The sequence below is a fragment of the Microbacterium azadirachtae genome, assembly GCF_025583665.1.
GTDB classification, from domain to species: Bacteria; Actinomycetota; Actinomycetes; order Actinomycetales; family Microbacteriaceae; genus Microbacterium; species Microbacterium azadirachtae.
In genome coordinates this window covers 1,428,909-1,441,497 of record NZ_CP099706.1, presented here as the reverse complement: position 1 = coordinate 1,441,497, position 12,589 = coordinate 1,428,909, and the positions used below count along the sequence as shown (strand labels likewise).

Annotated in this window: 12 protein-coding genes; 1 reads left to right on the top strand and 11 read right to left on the bottom strand. The window is 70.2% G+C overall.

All coding sequences use genetic code 11. The annotated features are described in order from the left end of the window. Window positions 1-10: 10 nt before the first annotated feature. From NFX31_RS06815 to NFX31_RS06770, 10 genes are all read right to left on the bottom strand, one after another. Window positions 11-1,084: a UDP-N-acetylglucosamine--N-acetylmuramyl-(pentapeptide) pyrophosphoryl-undecaprenol N-acetylglucosamine transferase gene (locus NFX31_RS06815; protein WP_045252360.1), complete on the bottom strand. Its 1,074-nt coding sequence runs from the start codon at window positions 1,082-1,084 to the stop codon at window positions 11-13. A 1-nt stretch (window position 1,085) separates the two neighbouring features. Next, on the bottom strand, window positions 1,086-2,312 hold the full coding sequence (locus tag NFX31_RS06810; protein ID WP_045252361.1) for an FtsW/RodA/SpoVE family cell cycle protein: 1,227 nt from the start codon (window positions 2,310-2,312) through the stop codon (window positions 1,086-1,088). After that, window positions 2,275-3,813, bottom strand: a complete 1,539-nt coding sequence (gene murD, locus NFX31_RS06805; protein ID WP_045252362.1) for a UDP-N-acetylmuramoyl-L-alanine--D-glutamate ligase — start codon at window positions 3,811-3,813, stop codon at window positions 2,275-2,277. The genes NFX31_RS06810 and murD overlap by 38 nt, the downstream gene beginning before the upstream one ends. Then, window positions 3,810-4,925, bottom strand: a complete 1,116-nt coding sequence (mraY, locus tag NFX31_RS06800; protein WP_045252363.1) for a phospho-N-acetylmuramoyl-pentapeptide-transferase — start codon at window positions 4,923-4,925, stop codon at window positions 3,810-3,812. The genes murD and mraY overlap by 4 nt, the downstream gene beginning before the upstream one ends. Then, complete coding sequence (locus tag NFX31_RS06795; protein WP_045252364.1) at window positions 4,922-6,334, bottom strand: UDP-N-acetylmuramoyl-tripeptide--D-alanyl-D-alanine ligase; 1,413 nt, start codon at window positions 6,332-6,334, stop codon at window positions 4,922-4,924. Before NFX31_RS06795 ends, mraY begins: the two co-directional genes overlap by 4 nt. A gap of 48 nt (window positions 6,335-6,382) precedes the next feature. Continuing rightward, on the bottom strand, window positions 6,383-8,164 hold the full coding sequence (locus NFX31_RS06790) for a peptidoglycan D,D-transpeptidase FtsI family protein (protein ID WP_045252365.1): 1,782 nt from the start codon (window positions 8,162-8,164) through the stop codon (window positions 6,383-6,385). Between the two features lie 62 nt (window positions 8,165-8,226). Then, window positions 8,227-8,808 (bottom strand): cell division protein FtsL, encoded by a 582-nt coding sequence (gene ftsL, locus NFX31_RS06785; protein ID WP_045252366.1) that lies wholly within the window; start codon window positions 8,806-8,808, stop codon window positions 8,227-8,229. Next, entirely contained in the window at window positions 8,805-9,758 is a 954-nt protein-coding gene (gene rsmH, locus NFX31_RS06780; protein ID WP_262957056.1) for a 16S rRNA (cytosine(1402)-N(4))-methyltransferase RsmH, read from the bottom strand. Before rsmH ends, ftsL begins: the two co-directional genes overlap by 4 nt. A gap of 122 nt (window positions 9,759-9,880) precedes the next feature. Then, the gene (gene mraZ, locus NFX31_RS06775) at window positions 9,881-10,312 is read right to left on the bottom strand and encodes a division/cell wall cluster transcriptional repressor MraZ (RefSeq protein WP_045252368.1); all 432 of its coding nucleotides are present in this window, start codon (window positions 10,310-10,312) and stop codon (window positions 9,881-9,883) included. 273 nt (window positions 10,313-10,585) lie between these two features. Beyond that, window positions 10,586-10,957, bottom strand: a complete 372-nt coding sequence (locus NFX31_RS06770) for a DUF3040 domain-containing protein (RefSeq protein WP_045252369.1) — start codon at window positions 10,955-10,957, stop codon at window positions 10,586-10,588. Between the two features lie 197 nt (window positions 10,958-11,154). Between NFX31_RS06770 and NFX31_RS06765 the strand changes: the two genes are divergently transcribed. Further along, entirely contained in the window at window positions 11,155-12,177 is a 1,023-nt protein-coding gene (locus tag NFX31_RS06765) for a polyprenyl synthetase family protein (RefSeq protein ID WP_082072514.1), read from the top strand. A 42-nt stretch (window positions 12,178-12,219) separates the two neighbouring features. Here the strand turns inward: NFX31_RS06765 and NFX31_RS06760 are convergent, their stop codons facing one another. Then, a complete protein-coding gene (locus NFX31_RS06760) occupies window positions 12,220-12,555 on the bottom strand; it encodes an Rv2175c family DNA-binding protein (RefSeq protein ID WP_262957197.1) in 336 nt (111 codons plus the stop codon). Between the last annotated feature and the right edge of the window lie 34 nt (window positions 12,556-12,589).

Genomic DNA, 12,589 nt, shown 5'->3' with positions numbered 1-12,589 from the left:
CCGGCTCCGGTCAGCGCGCCAGCGCGCGGTCGGCCAGGGCGATGAGGTCCTCGGTGCCGGTGCGGGATCCGACCTCCTCCGCGGCCCGCTGCATCGCGGCACGCCGCGGGGCGTCCTGCAGGAGCGGCACGACCTCGCTGCGGACGCGATCGGGCGTGAGCTGCGCGTCGTCGATGAGCATCGCGGCCCCGGCCTCGATGGCCGCGGCGGCGTTGAGGCGCTGCTCGCCGTTGCCGACCGCGTACGGCACGTAGACCGCGGGGATGCCGAGTGCGCTGATCTCGCTCACCGTCGCGGATCCGGAGCGCGAGAGCACGAGGTCCGCCAGGGCGAACGCGAGGTCCATGCGGTCCAGGTAGCGGCGCAGGGCATATCCCGGAGCCCCCGGGTCGGGCATGTCGGAGCGGTCGCCGGTCGCGTGCAGGATCTGCCATCCCGCATCGAGGATGCTCTGCCAGGATCCGGCGATCGCCTCGTTCAACCGCTGCGCGCCGAGCGAGCCGCCGAACACGAGCAGCACCGGTTGCTCGGGATCCAGCCCGAACTCCGCCGCCGCCTCGGCGCGGAGCGCGGCCCGGTCCAGATCGATGATCTCGCGTCGCAGCGGCATGCCCACGACCTCGCCGCCGCGCAGGGGCGTGCCGGGGAACGCCACGCCCACCGCTGCCGCCGTCCTGGCGCCGAGTACGTTGGCCATCCCGGGACGGGCGTTGGCCTCGTGCACGACGAAGGGGATGCGCTCCCGGCGCGCCGCGACATAGGCCGGAGCCGATGCGTAGCCGCCGAAGCCGATGACCTCGTCGACCCCGTGCTCGCGGATGTAGGCGCGCACCTGCTTCACGGCACGCGAGAAACGGGCGGGGAACGCGAGAGCCGCCCCGTTCGGGCGACGCGGGAACGGCACCTTGTCGACGGTGAGCAGCTCGTACCCGCGCTGCGGCACGAGCCTCGACTCGAGTCCCTCCCGAGTGCCAAGCACGAGAACGCCTGCCTCGGGATCGCGGGTGCGCAGGGCGTCCGCGACGGCGAGCAGGGGGTTCACATGACCGGCGGTGCCGCCGCCGGCGAGAAGGTACGTGGTCACTTCAGGAGCGTACCGGACCGGCCTGCGCGAAGCGTGGAGCAGGCGCCGGCAGCGTCCGGGCGAACGACAGCAGGACGCCGCAGGCGAGGAGCACCGACAGCAGCGACGTGCCGCCCTGCGACATGAACGGCAGCGGCACCCCGAGCACCGGGACCACGCGCAGGACGACGCCGATGTTGATGAGCGCCTGCGAGAGGATCCACACCACGATCCCGCCGGAGGTGACGCGGATGAACAGGTCGTCCGTCTTGCGGATCATGCGGAACACCGCGACGGCGAAAAGCACGAACAGCGCGAGCACGAGGGCGCAGCCGATCAGCCCCAGCTCCTCGCCGACGATCGCGAAGATGTAGTCGTTGGAGGCGGCGGGGAGCCAGCCGTACTTCTCGCGCGAGTTCCCCAGCCCGAGGCCGAAGATGCCGCCGTTGGCCATGCCCCAGATCGCGTGCACCTGCTGGTAGCACGAGGTGAGGTAGCAGCTCGTGTCGTTGGAGGCGTCGAACACACCGAGGATCAGGGCCCGCCGGCGCTCGTCGGCGAAGGCGAATCCGAGCACCGCCACGAGCGAGATCAGGAGCGGGAGGATGAAGATCCGCAGTCGCACACCCGAGAAGAACAGCGCCCCGAGGATGACGAGGAACAGGATCATCGACGTGCCGAGGTCCTTGCCCCCGAGCACGGCGGCGATGGCGAGGAAGCCGACCGGGATGAGCGGGATGAAGACGTGCTTCCACCGTCCGAGCAGCTCCTGCTTGCGCCACAGGATGAACCCGGCCCACACGGCGAGGGCGAGCTTGATGAACTCGGACGGCTGGACCACCTGGCCGGCGATCCTCAGCCAGTTCGTGTTGCCGTCGTTCTCGTACCCGAGAGGGGTGTAGACGAGCATCTGCAGGCCCACTGCGCCGATGAGGATGAGCCAGGCCATGCGCTTCCAGAAGCGGACGGGGAACCGGCTCATCAGGAACATGAGCGGAACGCCGATCGCCGCGACGAGCGCCTGGGTCATCACGATCGCGAACGGATCCTGTCCGCCCTCGACCGCGTTCGCGCTCGAGGCCGACAGGATCATGACGAGGCCGAACACCGTGAGCAGGAGCGAGGTCGACGCGATCAGCGCGAACTCCGCGGACACCGGGCGGAACACCCGGCCCAGCCTCACGCGGGCGGCGAGACCGTCGACCCGCGGCTCAGGCGTCGGCGCCGGACGTGCTCCCAGCTGCGTCACCGGCGCTCCCCTGATCGATCCACTGCCGCACCGCCTCGGCGAAGCGGTGTCCGCGATCCGCATAGCTGGCGAACTGGTCGAAGGACGCCGCCGCCGGAGCGAGGAGCACGGTGTCCCCGTCCTGGGCGATGCCCGCCGCCAGTTCGACGACACGGGTCATGACCTCTTCAGTGTCGCCGGGCACGACCTCCAGCACCTGCACCCCGGGCGCGTGTCGTGCGAACGCCTCGAGCAGGTGCCCCCGATCCACCCCGATCACGAGCGCGGCGCGCGCGGTCGCACCGGCGCCGGCCACCAGCTCGGACAGGTCGACGCCCTTGAGATCCCCGCCGACGATCCAGATCGCCCCGGGGAACGCCCGGAGGGAGGACTGCGCGGCGTGCGGGTTGGTCGCCTTGGAGTCGTCCACCCACGTGATGCCGCCGGCACGGGCCACCACCTCGATACGGTGCGCGTCCAGCCGGAAGCCGTCCAGCGCGTCGGCGATGTGCGCGGGCTCGACGCCGAGCGAACGCGCCAGCGCCGCCGCCGCCAGGATGTTCTGCACGATGTGGGGCGCGTCCAGGCCGCGTGCCGCCAGCGCCGCGACGGTGGTCAGCTCGAGCGCGCTGTTGCGCCGGTCGTCCAGGAACGCGCGGTCGGCCAGGATCCCCTCGACGACGCCGACGTCGCTCGGGCCGGGGATGCCCAGCCCGAAGCCGATGGCACGGGCGCCCTCGATGACGTCCGCATCCTCGACCATGCGCTGGGTGGCCGCATCGGCCTTGTTGTACACGCACGCGACGCGGGTGTTGCGGTAGACGAGCGCCTTCGCGGCGCGGTAGGCCTCCGCGCTGCCGTGCCAGACGAGGTGGTCGTCCGCCAGGTTGAGGCACGTCGCCGCCCACGGCACCGGCTGCGCGGCGGGGTCGGTGAGGCCGAGATACCAGAGCTGATGGCTGGACAGCTCGACGACGAGGACGTCGAATCCGCCCGGATCGCGCACGGCGTCCAGCACCGGCACGCCGATGTTGCCGCACGGGGCCGCGCGCAGGCCGCCTTCGACGAGCATGGTCGCCGTGAGCTGCGTGGTGGTCGTCTTGCCGTTGGTGCCCGTGATGAACACCCACTCCGCCGGAGTGCCGTCGGGGCGGAGGACCTTGTCCCGCACGCGCCAGGCGAGCTCGATGTCGCCCCAGAGCGCGATCGACTGCTCCCTCGTCCACACGATCACCGGATGCGTCGGCGAGAAGCCGGGAGAGGCGACGACGACGTCCGGGGCGAACTCGGACAGCCGCTCCGGCACCGAGCCGAGGTCGCCGATCCAGAGCTCTGCGCCGATCAGCGGCACCAGTCGCGCGTATTCCTCCGTCGCGCTCTCGGAGAGGACGAGCACCTCGGCGCCGAGCTCGGCGAGGGTGTCGGCGACCGAGAAGCCCGTCACCGAGAGCCCGAGCACGGCCACCCGCAGGCCCTTCCAGTCCGCGTGCCAGCTGGTCAGGGCGTCCAGGTCGCGGCTCATGAGCTGGTCAGCCTCAGCCACTCGACGTAGAACAGGCCGAAGGCGGAGACCGACAGCAGCCCCGCGATGATCCACATGCGCACCACGATCGTCGCCTCGGGCCACCCGCGCATCTCGAGATGATGGTGGAACGGGCTCTGCAGGAACAGGCGCTTGCCGCGAGTGAGCTTGAAGTAGGTGAGCTGCACGATCACGGAGCCGGACGCGATGATGAAGACGCCCGCCAGCAGCACCAGCAGCAGCTCGGTGCGGGTCAGGATCGCCAGCGCGGTGATCACGCCGCCGATCGACATGGATCCGACATCGCCCATGAAGACCTTGGCCTTGGGCGCGTTCCACCACAGGAAGCCGATGAGCGCGCCGACGAACGACGCAGAGACGACGGCGAGATCGAACGGATGGGCCACGTCGTAGCACCCGGCGAGCGACGACTTGGAGAGCGACTCGACGGCGCAGGACTGCTTGAACTGCCAGAACGAGATCAGGCTGTACGCCCCGATGACGAACACCGCGCATCCGGCGGCGAGCCCGTCCAGGCCGTCCGTGAGGTTCACGCTGTTGGAGGTCGCGATGCCGATCAGCGAGATCCACAGCAGGTAGAGCAGCCAGCCGACGATCGGGCCGAGCGCGAACAACCACAGCACCGGGATGTCGCGGAAGAGCGAGATGAAGCCGCTCGCGGGCGTGTAGCCCGCCGGGCTCCGCACCAGAAGCGCCACGATGCCGAACGGCACCATGACCAGCACCTGGCCGAGGATCTTGCGCCATCCGGACAGGCCCGCGCTCTGCTGCTGCCGCAGCTTCATGTGGTCGTCGATGAAGCCGACGACGCCGAAGCCCACCATCAGCCAGATCACGAGCAGCCCCGACGCCGTCGGATAGCTGCCGCCGGTGAACGTCCCGATGCCGTAGCCGACGATCGTGCCGAGGATGAAGATCACACCGCCCATGGTGGGGGTGCCGCGCTTGGCCTGGTGACTGGGGTTGGCGATCGACTCCGGCGTGCGGATGACCTGTCCCCAGCCCCATTTCCGGAACAGCCGGAGGAAGACCGGCGTGAGCAGGAGGGTGAACGCGAGGGAGATCGCGGCGGCGGTCAGCAGAGATCTCACGAGAACGATTCTCCCAGACGATCGCCGAGGAACCGGAGCCCCGCGGAGTTGGACGACTTCACGAGCACCCGGTCGCCGGGGCGCAGCTCGCCCTGGAGGTATTCGAACGCGGCGTCGGCGTCGGGCAGGTGCACGGCCTCGCCGTCCCAGGACCCCTCGCCCACGGCGGCCAGGAAGAGTCGACGCGCCTCGGCGCCCACGACGACGATGCGCTGGATGTTGAGGCGCACGGCGAGCAGTCCGATGCGGTCGTGCTCGTCCCCCGCGGTCTCGCCGAGCTCGCTCATGGCCCCGAGCACGGCGACCGTGCGCTCACCGGGACCGGTGATCTGGGCCAGCGTGCGCAGGGCCGCCGCCATGGAGTCCGGGCTGGCGTTGTACGCGTCGTTGATGATGCGCACCTCGGATCCGCCCATGGGCTGCATCCGCCACCGCTCGGCGAGCGGGACGGTCTCCAGGCGCGCGATCGCGTCGGCCGGCGCCACCCCGAGGGCGCGTGTGGCCGCGATCGCGGCGAGGGCGTTGTTCACGTGATGCGCCCCCAGCACCTGCAGCCGCAGCGGCAGCGCCTGGTCGTCCACGTGCACGGTGCACGACGTCCCGGATGCGGTCACGTCGATCCCGGCAGCCCTGACGTCGGCGGCGGATCCCTGACCGAAGCCGACGATGCGCAATCCGCGGCGCTCCGCAAGGGGCGCCATGCCGGCCACGCGCGCGTCGTCGAGGTTCAGGATCGCCGTTCCGCCGGGGGCTGCCGCCTCGATGAGCTCGGCCTTGGCGCGCGCGGTCTCCTCGATGCCGCCGAACCCGCCGGCGTGCGCGAGGCCGACCATGAGCTCGATCACCACGTCGGGGTTCACAAGGCCCGCCAGTCGGGCGATCTCGCCCGGTGCGCTCGCACCGAACTCGCACACCAGGTAACGCGTGCCGTCGGTGATCCGCAGCATCGTCAGCGGCGCCCCGACCTCGTTGTTGTACGAGGCGATCGGCGCGACGGTCTCCCCCTCGTCCTGCAGGATCCGCGCGAGGAAGTTCTTGGTGGTCGTCTTGCCGTTGGATCCGGTCACGCCCACGATCCGCAGGTCGCCCGCGGCGCGCACGCGTGCGACGACGGCACGGGCGAGCTCGGCGATCGCGTCGATCACGTCGGCGACCACGATCTGCGAGATCTCGTCATCGACGGGACGCTCGACGATCGCGAGCACGGCACCGTTCTCGAGCGCCGCGCCGACGAAGCGGTGACCGTCGGTGTGCTCGCCGGGCTTCGCGACGAAGATGCCGCCGGCGGCCATCTGGCGCGAGTCGGTGTCGACGACGCCGGTGACGATCGACGCGGGATCGTGACCTGCAGCAGGGCGCAGGTCGCCGCCGACGATCTCGGCGATCTCCGCGAGGGACAGAGCGATCATGGGAAGGGATCCTCCGGGCGGTGCCGCCGGGTCAGATGACGGCGGTCATCACTGGTACTTGGGCAGCAGCGGTTCCATAGGGGTGGTGGACGGCTGCACGCGATAGGTCTTCAACACCTGCGTCATGGCCTTCTGGAAGGCGGGCGCGGTGGCCGCAGACGACGTTACCCTAGTCGGCTCGTCGAGGGTGACCACGACCACGTACTCGGGGTGGTCCGCAGGGGCGTATCCGACCATGCTCGTGAAGTAGATCCCCTCCTTGTACGCACCGGTGGTGGGGTCCGGCTTCTGAGCCGTACCGGTCTTGGCCGCGATGCGGTAGCCGGGCACCTTGATCATGTCCGACACACTGCCCTGTGCAGCCACGTTCTCGATCATGCGGCTGAGCTCGGCGTCCTTGGTCGCGTCGAAGATGCGCTGCGGCTTCGGCGCGGGCGCGGCGGAGACCTTGCCGTCGGCGGCCGTGCACGACTCGACGAGGGACAGCGGGATCTTGACGCCCCCGTTGGCGATGGCCTGGTAGGCGCTGGCGACCTGCGGCGCGGTCACCGTGTAGTACTGGCCGAACGTCGTCGTGTAGTGCGACTGGTAGTCCCAGTCTTTGACCGGGTGGATCACTCCGGAGGCCTCGCCGGGGAAGTCGATCGCGGTCTTGCTCCCGACGCCGAACTTCACCAGCTCGTCGTAGCGCTGCTGATCCGTGACCATGTCGCCGAACTTCGACAGCGCCACGTTCGAGGAGTCGATGAGCGCGCCCGCGAGCGTGTAGTCGTAGGCGGGGTGCTCGAACGCGTCGTTGATGACGGCGCCGTTCGGGAACTCCTCGTGGCTGGACGCGCCGGTGACCACAGTCGAGGCGTTGGCGTTCGCGTACTCCATGACCGACGCGGCGGTGATCGCCTTGAACGTCGATCCGGGCTCGAAGCTCGTGCTGAAGATCCGCGAGCCGCGGTCCTCGGGGTTCGCGGCGCCGGGATCGTTGGGGTCCACCGTCGGATACTCCGCGGCCGCGCGGATCTTGCCCGTGCCGACCTCGACCACCGTCACGGTGCCGGCCTTCGCGCCCTGTGCCGCGACCTCCTCGGAGATCATCTGCTGCAGATACCACTGCAGCTCCGTGTTGATCGTCAGTGTGACCGTGCCGCCGTCGACCGCGGGCTTCTCCGTCTGGCTGCCGGGGATCACGACCCCGTCCTTGCCGGTGAGGTAGCTCTCCTTGCCCTTGGTGGCGCTGAGGCACTGGTTCTGCGCCTCTTCGAGGCCCTCCCGGTCGCCGTTGCCCGCGATGAAGCCGATGAGGTTGCCGGCGACGGCGCCGTTCGGGTACACCCGCACCGAGCGCGGATTGGGCTGCAGGTACGGCAGGCCGAGGGCGCGGAGCTTGAGGAACTGATCCGCGCTCACGCCCTTCTTGAGCTCGACCCACTTCGCCTCGGGATCCTCCTTCAGGCGGTCCGCGACGATGGTGCGCACCGCGTCGCCCTTCTCGCCGAGGATCGCGGCGATCTTCTCGGAGGCCTGCGCCCAGGGCAGCTTGGGCTTCGTCTTACCGGTCTCCAGGCCGCGCATGATGGAGGGGTCCATGTCGATGTCGTAGACGAGCTGGCTCTCGGCGAGCACGGTCCCGTTGGAGTCGACGATCTTCCCCCGGGCGCCGTCGATCTCCCGCGTGCTCCCGAGGCTCCAGTCCACCGACTGCTTGACGTTCGCGGATGCGCTGAGCACCTGCACGTCGACGAGCCGCACCAGGAAGCCGCACATCACGGCCAGGATCACGGCGAGGGCGAGGACGGTCCGCCGGCGCGACGTCCGGCTGGCTCGGGGTTTCATCGGATCTCCGTCCGGGACTCGCGGTCCGTCATCGTGTCGGGCTGGTGCGTCGGATGCTCATGTCAGCGGATGGTCGGCGTGGGAAGTCCCTCGGCCGTCGGCGGGGCGACCGGCTGGTTCTGCACCGGAGCCTGCTCCTGTGACTTCGGTTCTACGCCTGCTCCCCCGGCGTGGGTCGTGGTCGCAGGCGGTGTGTCGCGGATGAGCGCGTTCGGCACGCCGTTCGTCCCGGAGGGGTTGACCGTCGAGGTCCAGGGTGCGGAGCCCTGCGCACCGATCACGCTTCCGTCGCTGAGGCGCAGGTAGCTCGCGCTCCCTCCCACGACGAGCCCGAGCTTCGACGCCGCCGTGGCGAGCGCCTGAGGCGAGCTGATGCCGTCCAGATCCTGCGCCGCGGCCTGCGCCTGCCACGTCAGCTGCTTGTTCTGCTGGCTCAGCTTGGCGACCTCGAACGAATCCTGCGTGGTCGCGATCGTGAGCGCGATCTGGGCTCCTCCGATGAGAGCAGCGCCGGCCAGGGCGACGAGGGCGTAGGCCATGCGCGGACGGCGGCGCCGCGCGGGCCGCTCGACGGCGTGGAGATGGCGCGAGGGCAGCGCCTCGTCGATGCGGGGCCGCTGCAGGGCGTTCTGTGCCAGGCTCATCGCGAGCTGCTCCTCTGATCGTCTCTCACACGTTCGGCCGCGCGCAGTCGCACGGGAATGGCACGCGGGTTGGCGGCGCGCTCGGCGTCGTCCGCCAGCTCGGCGCCCTTGGTCAGCGTCCGGAACCGCGGCGCGTGTTCGGGAAGCTCGACGGGCAGCCCCGCCGGCGCCGTCGAGGCGGAGGCCGCTGCGAACGCCTGCTTGACGAGCCGGTCTTCGAGGGACTGGTACGACATCACGACGATGCGGCCCCCGACCGTGAGCGCGCGCATCGCCGCGGGGATCGCGTCGGCGAGCACGTTCAGCTCACGGTTCACTTCGATCCGCAGTGCCTGGAACACCCGCTTGGCCGGGTGCCCGGCCCGCTGCACGGCGGCCGGCGTGGCCTCCTGCAGCACCTCCACCAGTCGTCCGGAGCGTTCGAGAGGAGCCTGCGTCCTGGCCTGCACGATCGCCCGCGCGTAGCGCCCGGCCAGCTTCTCCTCGCCGTAGCGCTCGAAGATGCGGCGCAGCTGGCCTTCGCTGTAGGTCGCGAGGACCTCGGCGGCGGTGACGCCGCTCGACTGGTCCATGCGCATGTCCAGCGGCGCGTCCTTCGCGTACGCGAAACCGCGATCCGCCTCGTCGAGCTGCAGGGAGGAGACGCCGAGGTCGAAGAGGATCCCGGAGGCGCCCTCGGCGTGTTCGCCGATCGCGTCGTAGACGGTGTGCACGAGCGTCACGCGGTCGCCGAAGCGGGCCAGCCGCTCCCCCGCGATCCGCAGGGCGTCGGTGTCGCGATCCAGGCCCACGAGCCGGATGTTCGGCAGCCGCTCGAGGAACGCCTCGGAGTGGCCGCCCATACCGAGCGTGGCGTCGACGAGGATCGCGCCGTCGTGCTGCAGGGCGGGCGCGAGCAGCTCGACGCAGCGGTCGAGCATCACGGGGGTGTGGATGCGGCGGATGTCCATGATTCCTTCGGCTCGTCGTTCTCTTCAGAGCGGTCCCTGACTCTGATCCCCATCCGCTCGACCCGGCACCGGGGAAGGTGCGCCGGGGCGGGAGCGGCTGGGAGTCACAGCCAGGGGCCCGTTCAGAACAGGCCGGGGATCACCTCCTCCTCGAGCTCGGCGAAAGCGTCTTCGTGGCCTTCGGCGTAGGCGTTCCAGGCCGCGGCGTCCCAGATCTCGGCGTGGGCGCCGACGCCGGTGACGATGAGCTCCTTCTCCAGGCCGGCGTAGGAGCGCAGGTGGGCGGGGATCGTGATGCGGTTCTGGCTGTCCGGCATCTCGGCGCTCGCGCCGGAGAGGAACATGCGCAGGAAGGCCCTGGCCTCCTTGTTCGCCAGGGGCGCCTGCCGGATGCGCTCGTGCACGCTCTCGAACTCCGAGGTGCTGAACACGTAGAGGCAGCGGTCCTGACCGCGGGTGACGACGATGCCTCCGGCGAGGTCCTCGCGGAACTTGGCGGGGAGGATCACGCGGCCCTTGTCGTCGAGCTTGGGGGAATGCGTGCCGAGCAACATGCGCCTCTCCCCCTTTCGCCGCCGTTTCCTCCACTTTACTCCACATCCCTCCATTTCGATACCCATTTGTGTCCTGGCGGGCACGTCCGCGCGCACGACGAAGGCCCCTGTCCCGCGGAAAGACGCGGGACAGGGGCCGGTGGAGGAGGGTGGAGGGCTCGGTGGGCGACGGTGGAGGAACGTGAAGCCTCCGGGAGGCGCCGGATCCGGAACACGACGAAGGGCCCGGCCGCCTCAGCGCGCCAGGCCCTTCGTCAGATCACGAAGTGCGGATCAGCGTTCCTCGTGACGCCGATCCCAACGGTCGTTCATGCGATCCATGAACGACGGCGACGGCTCCTTCGAGCCCGTCCCGGCTGCGGCGTCGCGGGCTCCGGTGCGATGCACCGGGGTGAGCGCGAGCATCAGGCCGCCGAGCATGGCCGCGAAGGCGACGACGCCGATGATGATGCCGCCGACGTTGCCGACCACGACGCCCACGATCAGGCCGCCGATGCCGGCGAGCAGCAGCACCGCTCCATAGATGAGATTGCGATAACTGAGCGCGCGGTCTCCTGCGTGCGCGGAAACGACGTCTGCGTCGTTCTGCATGAGATGGCGTTCCATCTCATCGAGCATGCGCTGCTCCTGTTCGGAGAGTGGCATTTCGTCCCCCTCGGGTGGTCTTCCTCCCAGTCTACGCGCGAGATGATGCGCCGGGGTAGGGATTCCGCTGGGAGTTGCGCATCACCTCGCCGCATGGCTCCCCCGCCGGCACCGGTGCCGCTCGGTAGGCTGAACGCGTGGCATCCTCCGCTGTGATCGAACAGGTCTCCGCCCGACTCCAGGCGTTCGTCGCCCGGATGCGCGAGGAGACGGCGACCTACGGCCCGGACGCGTCGGCATTCGTCGCTTCGGCCGAGGCGACGCTGCGCGGCGGCAAGCGCCTGCGTGCACGGTTCTGCCATGCCGGCTGGGCGTCCGTCGCCGGTCTCGCGGGTGCGGATGCCGAGCCGGACGCGCTCTGGGATGCCTGCGCCGCACTCGAGGTGTTCCAGTCGGCCGCACTCGTGCACGACGACCTCATCGACAACTCCGACACCCGCCGCGGTCGCCCCTCGGCCCATCGCGCCCTCGAGACCTCGCACGTCGGTCAGGGCTGGAGCGGAAACGCCGTCGAGTTCGGCCGCGCGGCCGCCGTCCTCCTCGGCGACCTCCTGGTGGCATGGAGCGACGATCTGCTCGAGGCGGGGATCGCCGCAAGCCCGCATGCGCACGCGGTCCGCGCCGAGTACGCGCGCATGCGGAGGGACGTCACGATCGGGCAGTTCCTCGACATCGCCGAGGAGTCGGCGTGGAGCGTGAGCGACGACGACAGTCACGCCGAACGCGCCCTCAGAGTCGTGTCGCTCAAGGCTGCCCGCTACAGCGTCGAGCAGCCGCTGCTGATCGGTGCGGCCATCGCCGGCGCCGACGAGGCCCAGCAGGCGGCGCTGCGGGCGTTCGGCCATCCGCTCGGCATGGCCTTCCAGCTGCGCGACGACGTGCTCGGCGTCTTCGGCGACGAGCAGCTCACCGGCAAGCCCGCCGGGGACGATCTGCGCGAGGGCAAGCGCACCCTTCTCATCGCGTGGACGCGCCAGGCGCTGGCGCCGCAGGGCCGGCGGGTCGTGGACGAGCTGCTGGGAGACCCGCTTCTGACCGCGGATCAGATCGCGAGCCTTCAGGCGATCATCACCGAGTCGGGAGCGCTGAACCGCATGGAGCAGCTGATCTCCGAGTACGCCGCCGCCGGCGAGGCCGCCCTCCAGGACGCCCCGCTGGACGCGCGCGCTCTCGAGCTGCTGCGCGGTCTCGCGCGGGACGCGACGCAGCGCACCGCCTGAGTCACGATCCCTTCCGACGCGCGATCCGACCCTGGCGCGGGATCAGGCCAGGGTCCGGGCGATCCTGCGCACTTCGCTCTTGTGGCCGTCGCGCAGTGCGGCGATCGGCGAGCGGCCGATGGACTCCTCCTCGGCGAGCAGCCAGTCGATGACCTCGTCATCGCTGAACCCGGCGTCCTTCAGCACGATGATCGTCCCGCGCAGAGAGCCGAGGGGCTGCGCGTCCTTGACGAAGAGCGCCGGCACGGCCAGCGCCCCGTGGCGCCGGGAACCGACCAGGTGCTGCTCGTCGAAGAGCCGATGCACGCGACCGAGCGGCCCTCCGAGGATCTCGACGAGGTCGGGAAGGGTCAGCCATTCGACCTCTGGGGTCGGCATTGCGGTTTCAGACACCCTGCAATGTTCTCATCCC